The organism is Amaricoccus sp. (genome assembly GCF_017993425.1).
In the GTDB taxonomy this organism is placed as follows: Bacteria; Pseudomonadota; Alphaproteobacteria; order Rhodobacterales; family Rhodobacteraceae; genus Amaricoccus.
In genome coordinates this window covers 66,695-81,557 of record NZ_JAGOMQ010000011.1, presented here as the reverse complement: position 1 = coordinate 81,557, position 14,863 = coordinate 66,695, and the positions used below count along the sequence as shown (strand labels likewise).

16 protein-coding genes are annotated in these 14,863 nt (G+C 73.4%); 8 read left to right on the top strand and 8 right to left on the bottom strand.

Annotated features, from left to right (window positions below; all coding sequences use genetic code 11):
- Positions 1-15 precede the first annotated feature (15 nt).
- The 4 genes from ribB to KBB57_RS07310 are packed head-to-tail and all read left to right on the top strand — an operon-like array spanning position 16 to position 2,860.
- Positions 16-1,122, top strand: a complete 1,107-nt coding sequence (ribB, locus tag KBB57_RS07325; RefSeq protein WP_290748152.1) for a 3,4-dihydroxy-2-butanone-4-phosphate synthase — start codon at positions 16-18, stop codon at positions 1,120-1,122.
- A 3-nt stretch (positions 1,123-1,125) separates the two neighbouring features.
- Positions 1,126-1,626: a 6,7-dimethyl-8-ribityllumazine synthase gene (locus tag KBB57_RS07320; protein WP_290748148.1), complete on the top strand. Its 501-nt coding sequence runs from the start codon at positions 1,126-1,128 to the stop codon at positions 1,624-1,626.
- Entirely contained in the window at positions 1,623-2,126 is a 504-nt protein-coding gene (gene nusB, locus KBB57_RS07315; RefSeq protein WP_290748145.1) for a transcription antitermination factor NusB, read from the top strand. Before KBB57_RS07320 ends, nusB begins: the two co-directional genes overlap by 4 nt.
- Positions 2,123-2,860, top strand: coding sequence for a hypothetical protein (locus tag KBB57_RS07310; protein ID WP_290748142.1), 738 nt, complete (start codon positions 2,123-2,125; stop codon positions 2,858-2,860). The genes nusB and KBB57_RS07310 overlap by 4 nt, the downstream gene beginning before the upstream one ends.
- 509 nt (positions 2,861-3,369) lie before the next feature.
- On the opposite strand, the gene KBB57_RS07305 is transcribed toward KBB57_RS07310, so the two are convergent.
- Positions 3,370-3,918: a hypothetical protein gene (locus KBB57_RS07305; protein WP_290748139.1), complete on the bottom strand. Its 549-nt coding sequence runs from the start codon at positions 3,916-3,918 to the stop codon at positions 3,370-3,372.
- A gap of 29 nt (positions 3,919-3,947) precedes the next feature.
- Entirely contained in the window at positions 3,948-6,194 is a 2,247-nt protein-coding gene (parC, locus tag KBB57_RS07300; RefSeq protein WP_290748137.1) for a DNA topoisomerase IV subunit A, read from the bottom strand.
- Between the two features lie 210 nt (positions 6,195-6,404).
- On the opposite strand from parC, the gene KBB57_RS07295 reads away from it, so the two are divergent.
- The 4 genes from KBB57_RS07295 (at position 6,405) to KBB57_RS07280 (ending at position 9,624) form a co-directional block, all read left to right on the top strand.
- Complete coding sequence (locus KBB57_RS07295; RefSeq protein WP_290748134.1) at positions 6,405-7,235, top strand: SDR family NAD(P)-dependent oxidoreductase; 831 nt, start codon at positions 6,405-6,407, stop codon at positions 7,233-7,235.
- Positions 7,232-7,861 carry a CDP-alcohol phosphatidyltransferase family protein gene (locus KBB57_RS07290; protein ID WP_290748131.1) on the top strand — a complete coding sequence of 210 codons (630 nt, stop codon included), beginning with the start codon at positions 7,232-7,234 and terminating at the stop codon, positions 7,859-7,861. The genes KBB57_RS07295 and KBB57_RS07290 overlap by 4 nt, the downstream gene beginning before the upstream one ends.
- 175 nt (positions 7,862-8,036) lie before the next feature.
- Positions 8,037-8,690 (top strand): 1-acyl-sn-glycerol-3-phosphate acyltransferase, encoded by a 654-nt coding sequence (locus KBB57_RS07285; RefSeq protein WP_290748128.1) that lies wholly within the window; start codon positions 8,037-8,039, stop codon positions 8,688-8,690.
- The gene (locus KBB57_RS07280; protein WP_290748125.1) at positions 8,683-9,624 is read left to right on the top strand and encodes a phosphatidate cytidylyltransferase; all 942 of its coding nucleotides are present in this window, start codon (positions 8,683-8,685) and stop codon (positions 9,622-9,624) included. The genes KBB57_RS07285 and KBB57_RS07280 overlap by 8 nt, the downstream gene beginning before the upstream one ends.
- Before the next feature lie 7 nt (positions 9,625-9,631).
- Here KBB57_RS07280 and KBB57_RS07275 read toward each other — a convergent pair whose 3' ends face one another.
- The 6 genes from KBB57_RS07275 to radA form a co-directional block, all read right to left on the bottom strand.
- Positions 9,632-9,895, bottom strand: coding sequence for a DUF1467 family protein (locus KBB57_RS07275; RefSeq protein WP_290748122.1), 264 nt, complete (start codon positions 9,893-9,895; stop codon positions 9,632-9,634).
- A 6-nt stretch (positions 9,896-9,901) separates the two neighbouring features.
- Complete coding sequence (gene mce, locus KBB57_RS07270; protein WP_290748121.1) at positions 9,902-10,306, bottom strand: methylmalonyl-CoA epimerase; 405 nt, start codon at positions 10,304-10,306, stop codon at positions 9,902-9,904.
- 62 nt (positions 10,307-10,368) lie between these two features.
- Positions 10,369-11,049 carry an SDR family NAD(P)-dependent oxidoreductase gene (locus tag KBB57_RS07265; RefSeq protein WP_290748119.1) on the bottom strand — a complete coding sequence of 227 codons (681 nt, stop codon included), beginning with the start codon at positions 11,047-11,049 and terminating at the stop codon, positions 10,369-10,371.
- 154 nt (positions 11,050-11,203) lie between these two features.
- Positions 11,204-12,658, bottom strand: coding sequence for an amidophosphoribosyltransferase (gene purF / locus KBB57_RS07260; protein ID WP_290748116.1), 1,455 nt, complete (start codon positions 12,656-12,658; stop codon positions 11,204-11,206).
- 173 nt (positions 12,659-12,831) lie between these two features.
- Complete coding sequence (locus KBB57_RS07255; RefSeq protein WP_290748113.1) at positions 12,832-13,434, bottom strand: CvpA family protein; 603 nt, start codon at positions 13,432-13,434, stop codon at positions 12,832-12,834.
- 9 nt (positions 13,435-13,443) lie between these two features.
- Positions 13,444-14,808: a DNA repair protein RadA gene (gene radA / locus KBB57_RS07250; RefSeq protein ID WP_290748110.1), complete on the bottom strand. Its 1,365-nt coding sequence runs from the start codon at positions 14,806-14,808 to the stop codon at positions 13,444-13,446.
- Positions 14,809-14,863: the final 55 nt, after the last annotated feature.

Sequence of the window (14,863 nt, the reverse complement as noted above, 5' to 3'; positions counted from 1 at the left end):
GGGGTGGGCCGGACGGTGGCTGACGACCAGTATCTGCGGGATGCGATCTCCTCGGTCGAGGAGATCATCGAGGATGCGCGCAACGGACGGATGTTCATCCTCGTCGACCACGAGGACCGCGAGAACGAGGGCGACCTCGTGATCCCGGCGCAGATGTGCACGCCGAACGCGATCAACTTCATGGCGACGCACGGGCGCGGGCTGATCTGCCTGTCCATGCCGGGCGAGCGGCTCGACGCGCTCGGGTTGCAGCTGATGTCGTCGTCGAACTCGTCGCGGCACGAGACGGCGTTCACCGTGTCGATCGAGGCGCGCGAGGGGGTGACGACCGGCATCTCGGCGCATGACCGGGCGCGGACCGTGGCGGTGGCGATCGACCCGCGCTCGGGGCCGCAGGACATCGCGACGCCGGGGCACATATTCCCGCTGCGGGCGCGGCCGGGGGGCGTGCTGGTGCGGGCGGGGCATACGGAGGCGGCGGTCGACATCTCGCGGCTCGCCGGGCTGAACCCGTCGGGGGTGATCTGCGAGGTGATGAACGACGACGGGTCGATGGCGCGGCTGCCCGACCTCGTCGCCTTCGCGCAGCGCCACGGGCTGAAGATCGGCACGATCTCGGACCTGATCGCCTATCGGCGGCGGCACGACAACCTGGTGCGGCAGACGGGCGCGCAGGCGGTGCAGTCGGAGTATGGCGGCGCCTGGCAGATGCGGGTGTTCAGCGACGTCGTCGCGGGGGGCGAGCATATCGTGCTGAGCAAGGGCGACATCTCGACGCCCGAGCCGATCCTGGTGCGGATGCATGCGGTCAACCCGTTCGAGGACCTGCTGGGGCTCCATGCCGGGCGGACGCACCAGCTGCGCGACGCGATGCTGGCGGTGGCCGCGGAGGGGCGCGGGGTGATCGTGGTGCTGCGCGATGTGGCGATGAAGCTCGACACCGGCGACCACGTGTCGCCGAACCGGCTGCGGCAATACGGGATCGGGGCGCAGATCCTGAACGCGCTCGGGCTCTGCGAGCTGGTCCTGCTGACCAACTCGCCGACGCCGAAGGTGGTGGGGCTCGACGGCTACGGGCTCGCCATCGTCGGCACGCGGCCGATCGCCGCGGCGCAGGGCTGAGCCATGGCGGAGCGGGATCATCATCACGGGCTGGCGACGCCGAGGCTCGAGGGCGAGACGAGCGTGCTGATCGTGGTGGCGCCCTATTATCGCGCCATCGCGGACGCGCTGGTGGCGGGGGCGACGGCGGCGCTCGGCGAGGCCGGGGCGCGGCACGAGATCGTCGAGGTGCCGGGGGCGCTGGAGGTGCCGACGGCGATCCGGCTCGCGGCGCGGGCGGGGGCGTTCGACGGATATGTGGCGCTCGGCTGCGTGATCCGCGGCGAGACGACGCATTACGAGACGGTGTGCAACGACAGCTCGCGGGGGCTGATGCTGCTCGGGCTCGACGGCGTGCCGGTCGGCAACGGCATCCTGACGGTGGAGAACGTCGAGCAGGCCGAGGTGCGCGCCGATCCCGCCCGCGGGAACAAGGGCGGCGGGGCCGCGGAGGCCTGCCTGCACCTGATCGCACTGGCGCGGCGCTTCGCGCCGGCGGCCCGGGGGTTCGGTTTCCGCAAATGACCGCGCCCGCAGAGCCGAAGAAGCCGACCGCGGCGCAGGCCCGGCGGATGCGCACCGCGGCGCGCCTCTACGCCGTGCAGGCGCTCTTCCAGATGGAGGCCTCGGGCACGCCGCTCGAGGAGGTGATCGAGGAGTTCGAGGCGCTGCGCATCGGCGCCGAGATCGACGGGATCCGGCTCAACGACGCCGACCGCGCGCATTTCCGCCGGCTGGTCTCGGAGGCGGTGGCCGACCAGGCGCGGATCGACCAGCTGACGCACCGGGCGCTGGTGGCGCGCTGGCCGATCGACCGGATCGACCCGACGCTGCGCGCGATCTTCCGCGCCGCCGGGGCCGAGCTCTTCGGCTCGGACACCCCGCCGAAGGTGACGATCAACGAGTATCTCGAGCTCGCCAAGGCGTTCTATCCCGACGGCAAGGAGGCGAAGTTCGTGAACGGCGTCCTCGACCAGATGGCGCGCGAGGCGCAGCCCGAGGCGTTCCGGAAGGGCGCGAGGTGACCCCGCCGCTCGGAATCGGCCGGCTGGTGGCCGGCAGCGTCGGGCTGTTCCTGCGGCATTTCGGCTTCCTGTTCCCGCTCGCCTTCGTGCCGGCGCTCGGGCTGACGCTCGCCACCTATGCGCTGGTCGGCGGCCCCGCGCCGGAGGCGGCGGCGGTCGCCGGGCCGGGCGGCGCCGCGGCGGGCGTGCTGGCGCTCGCCGTCAACATCGTCGTCGGGTTCATCGTCACCGGGGTGATGTGCCTCGCGGGGCTCGACGTGGCGCTCGGCAAGCGCCACGGCCTCGGCGACTACCTGTCGCAGACGCTGCGCCATGGCGGGCCGCTCGTGGTGCTCGGGACGCTGCTGTCGCTGGCGACGGCGGTCGGGCTGGTGGCGCTGGTATTGCCGGGGCTCTACATCGCGGCGCGCTGGCTGCCCTGGGCGCCGGCGATGCTGTTCGAGAACCTCGGCTGGGAGGCGATGGGCCGGGCGCAGGCGCTGACCGAGGGCCGGCGCTGGCCGCTCGCGGCCGCGATCGCCGGGATGGGGCTCGTCGTCGTCGCGCTCCTCCTCGCCGTCAGCCCGCTGATGCTGGCGGCCGGCGGGCCGCCGCTCCTCGCCGCCGGGATCGAGGCGGCGCTGACCGCGGTCTACTACGGGCTGGTCGCCTGCTTCACCGCGCTCGCCTACCTGCGGCTGCGGGAGCTCGACGAGGGCATGGACGCGGCGGCGGTGGCGGCGACGATCGACTGAGGGGGGCTGTGAGGCTCCGGCGGGCGCCCCGCGTCTCCAGGTTCTTCCGAACGGCAAGGTTGGTCCCGCGACGGCGCCCGCAGGTTGACATGCGCATGTCAACCTGCTCGACGAGGAGCGGCCGGGGCGGCGACGGCCGAACCTCGAAGTGAGTTGAACGGCGCCGCGAAATGCGGCGCTGATAACGATGCAATGATTTTCACCGTTTATATTAAAAATATTTCGAAATATATTTGCGCGCAAATTCGGCTTCGCCAAAAATGCACATCGGCGTGCTTGGTTGATGAGATTGCTTGGTACCTCCGCGATCAAACGCGAGAGATCAAGCGCCCCCCGCGACCCCTTCGTCCCCACACCTCCAGGGCGGGGAGACGGCGAAGCCCGCGCCACGCCGCAGCGCGCCGCGGGCGGAACGGGGGAGCCCGTGCGACCTCGACGCGGCGCCCGGGTCCGCCGGGCGGCGGCGGCCGCGAGGCCGGCGGACCCGGCGGAGGCAAGGGCGGAAGGGGTCAGGCCGGGGCGTCGACGAAGAGGGCGACCGCGTCGCTGATCGTCACCTCGATGCGCTCGCCCGGGGTGCGGGCGGCGGCGAAGGCGCGCATCCCCGGCTGGACCCGCACGGCGCGGCGCTCGCCGGAGGGGAGCGTAACCACCGCCTCGAAGGTCCGCGGGTCGTAGGAGACGAAGGTGACCGTCGTCGTCGTCACCGCGCCGAAGATCGAGCCCGGCCGCTCGCCCTTGGGGGCGCGGCCGATCAGCGCGAAGGTGTCGGTCTGGTTCGGCGCCGTCGAATCGGCGACGCGCACCGACATCGAGCCGAACATCTGCAGCGTGGCGACGTCGCCCGGCTCGATCTGGTCGAAGTTGCGCATGTCGGGCGAGGCGGTCAGCGTCAGCGTCTCGCCGCTCGCCGTGGCGAGGTCGATGCTGCGCGTCGCCGGGCGGACGGCGGTGACGGTGGCCGAGACCTCCGCCGCGTGCGAGACCTCCCGCTGGAACAGGCTGTCGCAGCCGGCGAGCGCGATCGCCGCGGCGGCGGCGAGCAGGATGGAGCGCATCGGGGTTCCCTTCCCTGTAAGTCGAGGTCTCAGTCGAAGCGGTTGGATTGCGGGAAGCCGCGCGGGGCCATCCGCCCGGCGGAGGCGCGCGGGCCGATCCAGTCGGCAAGCTCGGCCGCCGTCACCGTGCGGGTGCGGCCGGCCGGGTCCTTCCAGCTCAGCCCGTCGGCGAGGGTGAAGGCGAGCGCGTCGGAGAGGCCGCCGTCCTTGTACTTCTGCAGCCGCACGCCCTTGCCGCGGCCCATCTCCGGCAGGTCGGCGAGCGGGAAGACCAGGAGCTTGCGGTTCTCGCCCGCGGCGGCGACGTGGTCGCCGGCGACGCGGCGGCAGACGCGCACCCGCGCCTTCTCGCCGAGGTTCATCGCCTGCTTGCCGGCGCGGGTCTGCGCCACCGCCTCGTCCTCGGGCAGGACGAAGCCGTCGCCGGCGTCGGAGGCGAGGAGCAGCCGCCCGCCCGGGCGATGGACGAGGAGCGCCGCCGGCTGCGCCTCGTTCGGCAGGTCGACGAGCAGCCGCACCGGCTCGCCCATGCCGCGGCCGCCGGGAAGGTTGACTGCCGCGAGGGTGAACATCCGCCCGTTCGAGGCCATCATCAGGATGCGGTCGGTGGTCTCGGCGTGGAGCAGGAAGCCCGGCCCGTCGCCGTCCTTGAACTTGATCTCGGCGTCGGGCGCGAGGTGGCCGCGCATCGCCCGGACCCAGCCCATGGCGGAGAGGATGACGGTGACCGGCTCGCGCTCGATCATCGCCTCGGGGGCGGCCGCCTCGATCCCGGGCGCGTCGGCGAAGTCGGTGCGGCGGGCGCCGCCGCGGGCGTCCTTGCCGAACGCCTTGCGGACGTCGCGCAACTCGTCGGCGATGCGCGCCCATTGCAGCTCCTCCGAGCCGAGGAGCGCCGCGAGCTCCGCCCGCTCGGCGACCAGCGCATCGCGCTCGGCGCGCAGCTCCATCTCCTCGAGGCGGCGCAACGCGCGGAGCCGGGTGTTGAGAATCGCCTCGGCCTGGGCGTCGGTGAGGGCGAACTCCGCCATCATCACCGGCTTCGGCTCGTCCTCGGTCCGGATGATCGCGATGATGCGGTCGAGGTTGAGGTAGGCGACTAGCAGGCCCTCGAGGATCTCCAGCCGCGCGTCGATCCGCTCCAGCCGGTGGCGCGAGCGGCGGAGGAGCACGTCGCGGCGGTGGTCGAGGAAGGCGCGCAGCACCTCGCGGAGCGAGGCGACCTGCGGGGTGCGGCCATCGATGAGCACGTTCATGTTCATCGCGAAGCGCGTCTCGAGGTCGGAGGAGCGGAACAGCGTCTCCATGAGGACGGCGGGATCGACGGTGCGGGCGCGCGGCTCCAGCACGATGCGGACGTCCTCGGCGCTCTCGTCGCGCACGTCGGCGAGGATCGGGATCTTCTTGAGGTTGATGAGCTCGGCGAGGCGCTCGATCAGGCGGCCCTTCTGGACCTGGTAGGGGATCTCGGTGACGACGATCTGCCAGGTTCCGCGGCCGAGGTCCTCGACCGCCCAGCGGGCGCGCAGGCGGAAGCCGCCGCGGCCTGTGCGGTAGGCCTCCTTGATGGCGGCGCGCGGCTCGACGATGACGCCGCCGGTGGGGAAGTCCGGGCCCTGGACGAAGTCGAGGAGCTTCTCGTCCGTGGCGCCCGGGTGCTTCACGAGGTGGAGGCAGGCCCCGACCAGCTCGTCGATGTTGTGGGGCGGGATGTTGGTCGCCATGCCGACGGCGATCCCGGAGGAGCCGTTGGCGAGCAGGTTGGGGAAGGCCGCCGGCAGGACCACCGGCTCCTGCTCGGAGCCGTCGTAGTTGTCGCGGAAGTCGACCGCGTCCTCGGCGAGGCCCTCCATCAGCGCCGCGGCGGCCGCGGTCAGGCGGGCCTCGGTGTAGCGTTGCGCCGCCGGGTTGTCGCCGTCGATGTTGCCGAAGTTGCCCTGGCCGTCGACGAGCGGATAGCGGACGTTGAAGTCCTGGGCGAGGCGGGCGAGCGCGTCGTAGATCGCCTGATCGCCGTGCGGGTGGTAGTTGCCCATCACCTCGCCGACGATCTTGGCGCATTTGCGGAAGGCGCCGGTCGGGTCGAGGCGGAGCCCGCGCATGGCGTAGAGGATGCGGCGATGCACCGGCTTCAGCCCGTCGCGGGCGTCGGGCAGCGCGCGGTGGGTGATGGTGGAGAGGGCGTAGGTGAGGTAGCGCTCGCCGAGCGCCCGGGCGAGCGGCTCGACGGTCACGTCGCCGGACGGGATGTCGGGGTCGTCGGTCAGGTCGGCCATAGATGTTGTGTAGCCCTTGGGTCGCGCGAGATCCAGAGCCGTTGCGTTAACCATGGATTGGGCGGCGGCTTTTCCGGAACGTTAAGGGAACATAAGGTGGCGGGCAGGGAGCGGCGCTGGGGTGCGAGGGTCTTGTGCGGTGCTCGGGGCGAGGCCTAGAAGGGAGGCGAGGGGATTGCCGGGGGCGGTCGTGGTCGAGCGGCGGGCGGATTGCGGACGATCCTGATCACCGGCTGCTCCTCGGGCATCGGGCTCGACGCGGCGCGGACGCTCCGGGCGCGCGGCTGGCGGGTGTTCGCGACCTGCCGGGCGGCGGAGGACGCCGCGGCGCTGGCGGCGGAGGGGCTGGAGAGCTGGGCGCTCGACCTCGCCTCCGAGGCGAGCGTGGCGGAGGGCGCGGCGGAGGCGCTGGGGCGCGGCGGCGGGCGGCTCGACGCGCTCTTCAACAACGGGGCCTTCGCGATCCCGGGGGCGACGGAGGACCTGCCGCGGGCGGCGATGCGGGAGATCTTCGAGACCAACCTCTTCGGGCAGCTCGACCTGACCAATCGGGTGCTGCCGGCGATGCGGGCGGCGGGCGCGGGGCGGGTGGTGATGAACTCCTCGGTGCTCGGCTTCGTGGCGCTGCCATGGCGGGGGGCCTACGTGGCGACGAAGTTCGCGCTGGAGGGGCTGACGGACACGCTGCGGCTGGAGCTGCGGGGGACGGGCGTGCATGTCTCGACGATCGAGCCCGGGCCGATCGGCACGCCGTTCCGAGCGAAGTCGGTCCCGCGCTTCGAGAAGTGGATCGACTGGCGCGCCTCGCCGCATCGCGACGCCTACGAGACCCGGCTGATGCGGCGGCTCTATGCGCCCGCGGACGGGCCGAAGAGCCGCTTCGAGCTGCCGCCCTCGGCGGTGACGGCGAAGCTCGTCCATGCGCTGGAGAGCAAGCGGCCGGCGCCGCGCTACCGGGTGACGACGGCGACGCGGATCATGGCGGGGCTGACCCGGGCGCTGCCGACGCGGGCGCTCGACGCCGTGGCGGCGCGGCTGTGAGCGGGGCGGGGGAGCGGCGGCCGCTGGCGTCGCGGAGGACGCGTTGGGCGCGGGCGGCGGCGGGCGCGCTGACGCGGGCCGGGGCGAGCCCGGACGCGATCTCGGCGGCGGGGATCGTCGCGGCGGGGCTCGCCTGCGCGGCCCTCGCCTTCGCGCCGGAGCGGGCGTGGCTGTGGCTGGTCGGGGCGGTCCTCGTGCAGCTGCGGCTGGCGGCGAACCTGCTCGACGGCATGGTGGCGATCGAGGGCGGGCGCGGCGGGCCGGTGGGGGCGCTCTGGAACGAGGCGCCCGACCGGGTCGAGGACACCGCGATCCTAGTCGGCTTCGGGATCGCCGTCGGCGCCTATGGCCTCGGGCTCTGGGCCGCCGTCGCGGCGCTCTTCACCGCCTACGTCCGGGTGCTCGGCGGCACGCTGGGGCTGGCGCAGAGCTTCGCGGGGCCGATGGCGAAGCAGCACCGGATGGCGGCGGTGACGCTCGGCTGCGTCGTCGGCTTCGCCGAGGCGGCGCTCGACGGCGAGCCGCGGCTGGCGCGGCTGATCCTGTGGGCGGTGTTCCTCGGCGCGCTGGCGACGGCGGCGCGGCGGCTCCGCGCCATCGCCCGGGACCTGAGGGCGCGGGCATGACAGGGCGCGCGCTCGCAGCGGCGGAGCGGCGGCTCCGCGCAAACGGCGGCGATTCCGGGCGCGGCGGCGGCGGCCGGGCGCCTCGCCTGGAACCCGAGGGCGCGGGCATGACCCCGGGCGCGCTGGCGACGACAGGGCGGCGGCGCGGGACCGCCCGGGACCTGAGGGGGCGGGCATGATCCTCGAGGCGGCGCTGGTCGGGCTGACCCGGTTTCTCGTCGGCGGGCGCGCCTACTGGCTGGGGGCGCAGCCGACCTCGCGGCAGCGGATCTATTTCGCCAACCACCGCTCGAACCTCGACACCGTGGTCCTGTGGGCGGCGCTGCCGCCGCCGTTGCGGCGGCGGACGCGGCCGGTGGCGGCGAAGGATTACTGGGCGACGGGGCGGCTGCGGCGGCTCTTCGCGCTCGACGTGCTGCGCGCGGTGCTGATCGAGCGCGGCGGCGGGCGCGAGGCGCTGGACCCGCTCCACGCGGCGCTGGCCGAGGGGGATTCGCTCATCATCTTCCCGGAGGGCGGCCGGGGGCCGGGGCCGGCGCCGCTGCGCTTCAAGACCGGGCTCTACCACCTTGCGATGGCGCACCCCGACGTGCAGCTGGTGCCGGTCTGGCTCGACGACGTCGGCCGGGCGCTGCCGAAGGGCGTGTCGATCCCGATCCCGGTCTCCACCCGGGCGCTGATCGGCGCGCCGATCGCGCCCGGCCCCGGCGAGGCAAGGGACGCCTTCCTTGCGCGGGCCCGCGACGCGGTGGTGGCGCTCGGGGTCAGCCTGCATCCCGACCTGCCGGTCGAGGCGCCGGAGCCCGCCCCGGAGCCCGCCCATGCGTGAGACGCTGCTCGCGCCGATGCCGCTCACCTTCGAGGCGCTCTTCGTGTTCCTGCTGGCCGCGAGCCTCGCCGGGGCGGCGCTGGCGCGGCGGCATCCCGAGAGCGCGACGATCCGTAACGCCAACGACCGCATCCGCGCCTGGTGGGCGATCACCATCATCCTCGCGATCGCCTTCGCGGCGGGAACGACGGCGACGATCCTCCTGTTCGCGCTGGCGTCGTTCTGGTGCCTGCGCGAGTTCCTGTCGCTGACGCCGACGCGGCTCGCCGACCACTACGCGCTGGCGGCGGCGTTCTACGTGTTCCTGCCGCTGCAATACGCGCTGCTGCTCTGGCCGTGGCTCGCGGTCTTCGTGATCGCGATCCCGGTCTACGGCTTTCTCGCCTTGCCCTCGCTGTCGCTCGCCTTCGGCGAGACGACGGACTTCCTGCAACGGGTGGCGAAGATCCAGTGGGCGCTGATGCTGACGGTCTATGCGCTGAGCCACGCCCCTGCCCTGCTGCTGCTGCGCTTCGAGGACCATGCCGCCGGGCCGTTCGGGCTTCTCGCCTTCCTGCTGCTGGTGACGCAGGGCAGCGACGTGGCGCAGTACCTCGCCGGCAAGCGCTTCGGCCGGACGCCGCTCGCGCCGGCGATCAGCCCGAGCAAGACCCGCGAGGGGCTGCTCTACGGCGGCGCGGCGGCGACGCTGCTCGGCGGCGCGCTGCACGGGCTGACGCCCTTCGGGGTGTGGGGGGCGCTGGCGATGGCGCTGGTGCTGGTCGCGGCGGGGGCGCTCGGCGGGCTGGTGCTGTCGGCGGTGAAGCGCTCGCTGGGGGCGAAGGACTGGGGGACGATGATCGAGGGGCACGGGGGGATGCTCGACCGCATGGACAGCCTCGCCTTCTCGGCGCCGCTGCTGTTCCACCTCGCGAACTATTTCTGGGCGGTGTAGCGGCCCTTCACATCCGATGCCAGATGTCGAGGTCGCGGACGGTGACGCCGCCCCAGAGGATGAGGGCGCAGAGCGGGACCCAGAGCGCCACGGTGATGACGGTCACCCAGAGGAACTTGCGGCGCATCCAGGCCTCGGAGGGGGCGGAGGCCGGGGTGCCGGGCTCGACCTCGCCGGCCTCGTCCTGGGTGCGCAGCCCGATCGGCAGCGCAACGAACAGGGTCAGGAACCAGATGACGGCGAAGAGGACGATCGCGCCGGTGATCGTCATGGGGCCTCAGGCCTCCTCGAGCTCGACGAGCGTGCCGGTGAAGTCCTTGGGATGCAGGAACAGGACCGGCTTGCCGTGCGCGCCGGTCCGCGGCTCGCCGTCGCCGAGGACGCGGGCGCCGGCGGCCTTCAGCCGGTCGCGGGCGGCGCGGATGTCCTCGACCTCGTAGCAGACGTGGTGGATGCCGCCGGAGGGGTTCTTGGCGAGGAAGGCGGCGATCGGGGAATTGTCGCCGAGCGGGTGCAGCAGCTCGATCTTGGTGTTCGGGAGCTCGATGAAGACGACGGTGACGCCGTGATCGGGCTCCGGCTGGGGGTCGCGGACGACGGCGCCGAGGGTGTCGCGGTACTGCGCGGCGGCGGCGGCGAGGTCGGGCACCGCGATGGCGACGTGGTTCAGGCGTCCGATCATGCTGGCCCTCCGGATTGCCGGACGGATCTAGGGGATTCGCTGCGGCGCGGCAATGGCGCGGCTCAGGCGAGGGAGGGGACGGCGGCGAGCTCGGCGAGGAGGCGGGCGGCCTCGGCGCGGCAGGGCGAGAGGCGGCTGCGGTCCTCGGCGGGGTAGAAGCGCGAGCGGAGCGCGGTCGGCATCGGCTCGGGGCGGAACAGGAGGACGCGGGGGCCGATGCGCTCGGTCTCGCGCGCCCAGGAGGCGGCGAGCGCGTCGGCGGCGGCCTTGGTGGCGCCGTAGCTGCCCCAGAAGGGGCGGCCGGCGCGGTCGTCGGCGACCTGGACGAAGACGCCGGCGGGCGCGGCCTCGAGGAGGGGCGCGACCATGCGGATCAGGCGCTGCGTGCCGCGGAGGTTCACCTCGACGCTGGCGTCGAAGTCCTTGGCGGCGATGTGATGCGCGGGCGACAGCGGCGCGGCGTGCGCGGCGGCGTGGACGACGAGGTCGAGCCTTCCCCAGCGCTCGTGGATGGCGAGGCAGAGGCGGGCGAGGCCGCCCTCGTCGGCGATCGAGAGCGGCGCGAGGACCGGGCCGGGGCCGCCGGCTGCCTCGATGGCGTCGGCGAGATCCTCGAGGCCGCCGACGGTGCGGGCCATGCCGACGACGGTCGCGCCGGCCGCGCCGAGGGCGGCGGCGGCGGCGTAGCCGAAGCCGCGGCTCGCGCCGGTGACGAGGGCGATCATGTCGGGGCCGGGGGTCATTTCGGCATTGCTCCCGGCGATCGGCTGACGCCTCCGCCCATTCGGTTGGAAAGGCTGGAAAAAACGAGGCTGGAAGGCGGCTGGAATCCGGCTGGAATCCGGCTTGCCATCTTTTTACGGAGCGTTGACGCGCGGGCGGCGCCCGGGGCCGCCGTCATTCCGCGGGGACCGGGGCGTCGAAGCCTCGGTCGATCATGTCGGAGGGCCGCACGGGATAGTCGCCGGAGAAGCAGGCGTCGCAGAATTGCGGGCTCGCCGCGTCGCGGCCGGCCTCGGAGCCGCAGGCGCGGTAGAGCCCGTCGAGCGAGACGAAGCGCAGCGAATCGACCCCGAGGTGGCGGCGCATCTCCTCCTCGGACATGCTGGCGGCGAGGAGCTTCGCGCGGTCGGGGGTGTCGACCCCGTAGAAGCAGGGCCACATCGTCGGCGGCGAGGCGATGCGGAAGTGGACCTCGGCGGCGCCCGCGTCCATCACCATCTCGCGGATCTTGCGGGAGGTGGTGCCGCGGACGACCGAGTCGTCGACGAGGACCACCCGCTTGCCGGCGATCACCGCGCGGTTGACGTTGAGCTTCAGCCGCACGCCCATGTTGCGGATCTGCTCGGAGGGCTCGATGAAGGTCCGGCCCATGTACTGGTTGCGGATGATCCCCATCGCGTAGGGGATGCCGGATTGCTGGGAGTAGCCGATCGCGGCGGGGGTGCCCGAGTCGGGCACCGGGCAGACGAGGTCGGCCTCGACGGGCGCCTCCTTGGCAAGCTCCATGCCGATGCGGCGGCGGGTCTCGTAGACGGAGCGGCCGCCGATCACGCTGTCGGGGCGCGAGAAGTAGACGTGCTCGAAGACGCAGAAGCGCGGCTTGCGCGGCTGGAACGGGAAGAAGCTCTGCGCCCGGCCGTTCTCGATGATGACCATCTCGCCGGGGTCGATCTCGCGGACGAACTCGGCGCCGATGATGTCGAGGGCGCAGGTCTCGGAGGCGAGCATCCAGGCCTCGCCGAGCCGGCCGAGCACCAGCGGCCGCACGCCGAGCGCGTCGCGCACGCCGATGAGCTTGGTCCGCGTCATGGCGACGATGGAGAAGGCGCCCTCGACGCGGCGGAGCGCGTCCTTGAGCCGCTCCGGGATGGTCTTCTGGATCGAGCGCGCCATCAGATGGATGATGCACTCGGTGTCGGAGGAGGACTGGAAGATCGAGCCGTGGGCGATCAGCTCCTCGCGGAGCGCCAGCGCGTTGGTGAGGTTGCCGTTATGGGCGATGGCGCAGCCGCCCATCTGGAACTCGGCGAAGAGCGGCTGGACGTCGCGGATCTGGGTGTTGCCCTTGGAGCCGGCGGTCGAGTAGCGGACATGGCCGATGGCGAGCGAGCCCGGCAGCGTCTCCATCAGCGAGGCCGAGGTGAAGTTGTCGCGGACGTAGCCGAAGCGGCGGGCCGAGGAGAAGCCCTCCTGCGGGCAGTAGGCGACGATGCCGCCCGCCTCCTGGCCGCGGTGCTGGAGCGCGTGGAGGCCGAGCGCGACGAAGCTCGCGGCGTCCTGCACGCCGATGACGCCGAAGACGCCGCATTCCTCGCGCAGCTTGTCGTCGTCGAACGGGTGGCTCAGCAAACCGGTTCTCTCCGGGGGCGCGCGGGGGGCGCGCGTCGCGCAGCCGTCATATAGCGGGAGCGGCCGGGGATGTCAGCCGCCCGCCGCGCTTTTTCGCTATTGCGTGATCTTTCGCACGCGCAGCATCCGGACCGAAGAGCGGAAGGCGGGCGCGGGAGAGCGGAGCAGGGGCGTCAGGCGCCCGAGGCGGGCGGGGTTTCGGGCGCGACCGGCGTGGCCGGCTGGGCGCAGGAGCCGATCAGCCGCTCGTACTGGCCGGCGATCCATTGCGGCGCGTCGTCGGGGAGGACGGCGGCGAGGTCGGCCTCGATGCCGGCGAAGAGCGCGCGGGTGTAGCTCTCGTCGATCATCGGCGCCCCGCCCGCGCCGCCGAGGACGCGGTCGTAGACCACGAAGGCGATGGCGATCAGCACCACGCCGCGGGCCGCGCCGAAGACGAGCCCGAGGCCCTGGTCGATCGGCCCGATCGCCGAGTTCTGCACCGCGCCGGAGAGGAGCGGCGTGAACACCGAGACGATGATGAGCGCCACCGCGAAGACCGCGACGAAGCCCGCCAGCACGCCGAGCTCGCAGGAGGCGCCGATCACGTCGCGCAGCACCGGGATCTCGCGCATCAGCGGCTCGACCGAGGGCGCGAAGGCGAAGGCCGCCACCGCCGCGACGATCCAGCCGGCGATGGCCAGCGCCTCGCGCACGAAGCCCCGCGCCCAGGCGAGCACCGCCGAGACAACGACGATCGCCAGCGCGACGCCGTCGACGATGTTGAAGCCTTCCATGTCGGGCCCTTATCCCTCGATGCCGCCGAAGCACTTCTCTATGAAGCCGGGCAAATCCGCAACCGGGCGAAGCTCGAGCGGCGCGGGGCCGGCGGCCCCGGGCCCGGGCGGCGCGAAGGCGGCCGTGAAGCCGAGCTTGGCCGCCTCGCGCAGGCGGGCGTCGGCCTGCGCGGCGGGGCGGAGCGCGCCGGAGAGCGAGACCTCGCCGAAGAGCACCGCGTCGGGGGGAAGCGCCTTGCCCTCGCGGGCGGAGAGGAGGGCGGCGGCGACGGCGAGGTCGGCCGCCGGCTCGGTGACGCGCAGGCCCCCGGCGACGTTGAGGTAGACGTCGAACCCGCCGAAGCCGACGCCGGCGCGGGCGTCGAGCACTGCGAGGATCATGGCGAGGCGGCCGCCGTCGTAGCCGAGCGAGGAGCGGCGCGGGGTGGCGAGCGGCGACGGCGCGACGAGGGCCTGCACCTCGGCGAGGAGCGGCCGCGTGCCCTCGACGCCGGCGAAGACCGCCGAGCCGGGGGCGGCGCTCTCGCGCTCGGAGAGGAAGAGCGCGGAGGGGTTCGCCACCTCGGCGAGGCCGGCGCCGGTCATCTCGAAGACGCCGATCTCGTCGGAGGGGCCGAAGCGGTTCTTGACCGCGCGCAGGATGCGGAACTGGTGGCCGCGCTCGCCCTCGAAGTAGAGGACGGCGTCGACCATGTGCTCGACGACGCGGGGGCCGGCGATCTGGCCGTCCTTGGTGACGTGGCCGACGAGGATCACCGCCGTGCCGCGGCGCTTGGCGAAGCTGACGAGCGCGTCGGCCGAGGCGCGGACCTGGGCGACCGAGCCCGGGGCGCTCTCGACGTGGTCGAGCCACATGGTCTGGATCGAGTCGATCACCGCGATCTCGGGCCGCTCGGCCTCGAGCGCGGCGAGGACGTCGCCGAGGTTGGTCTCGGCGGCGAGGCGGAGGGGGGCCGCGGCGAGGCCGAGGCGGGCGGCGCGCATCCGGATCTGGCTCGCCGCCTCCTCGCCGGAGACGTAGACGACCTTTGCCCCGGCGCGGGCGGCCGAGGCGGCGGCCTGGAGGAGGAGCGTGGACTTGCCGATGCCCGGGTCGCCGCCGACGAGGACGGCCGAGGCATGGGCGAGCCCGCCGCCGAGGGCGCGGTCGAGCTCGGCGATGCCGGTCTCGCGGCGGGGCGGCGCGGCCTCCTCGGTGGCGAGGTCGACGAGCGGGGCCGCACGGCCCCGGGGCGCGCGGCGGCCCTGCGGGCCGGGAGCGCCGCCCGCCTCCTCGGCGATGGTGTTCCACGCCCCGCAGGCCTCGCAGCGCCCCGCCCACTTGGCGAAGGTCGCGCCGCAGGCCGCGCAGGCATAGGCGAGGCGGCGGCTCATGCGGCGGTCCTCGGGGGCGTCTGGTCGTCGAAGGCCGTCATCTCTCCCCCGTCCC

Excerpts from the sequence above, each read along its gene's own strand:
- parC (WP_290748137.1), bottom strand. The coding sequence starts at position 6,194 with ATGGCCGACCTGACCGACGACCCCGACATCCCGTCCGGCGACGTGACC.
- radA (WP_290748110.1), bottom strand. The coding sequence starts at position 14,808 with ATGAGCCGCCGCCTCGCCTATGCCTGCGCGGCCTGCGGCGCGACCTTC.
- KBB57_RS07285 (WP_290748128.1), top strand. The coding sequence starts at position 8,037 with ATGATCCTCGAGGCGGCGCTGGTCGGGCTGACCCGGTTTCTCGTCGGC.
- mce (WP_290748121.1), bottom strand. The coding sequence starts at position 10,306 with ATGATCGGACGCCTGAACCACGTCGCCATCGCGGTGCCCGACCTCGCC.
- KBB57_RS07280 (WP_290748125.1), top strand. The coding sequence starts at position 8,683 with ATGCGTGAGACGCTGCTCGCGCCGATGCCGCTCACCTTCGAGGCGCTC.
- KBB57_RS07305 (WP_290748139.1), bottom strand. The coding sequence starts at position 3,918 with ATGCGCTCCATCCTGCTCGCCGCCGCCGCGGCGATCGCGCTCGCCGGC.
- nusB (WP_290748145.1), top strand. The coding sequence starts at position 1,623 with ATGACCGCGCCCGCAGAGCCGAAGAAGCCGACCGCGGCGCAGGCCCGG.
- KBB57_RS07320 (WP_290748148.1), top strand. The coding sequence starts at position 1,126 with ATGGCGGAGCGGGATCATCATCACGGGCTGGCGACGCCGAGGCTCGAG.
- KBB57_RS07275 (WP_290748122.1), bottom strand. The coding sequence starts at position 9,895 with ATGACGATCACCGGCGCGATCGTCCTCTTCGCCGTCATCTGGTTCCTG.
- KBB57_RS07255 (WP_290748113.1), bottom strand. The coding sequence starts at position 13,434 with ATGGAAGGCTTCAACATCGTCGACGGCGTCGCGCTGGCGATCGTCGTT.
- KBB57_RS07265 (WP_290748119.1), bottom strand. The coding sequence starts at position 11,049 with ATGACCCCCGGCCCCGACATGATCGCCCTCGTCACCGGCGCGAGCCGC.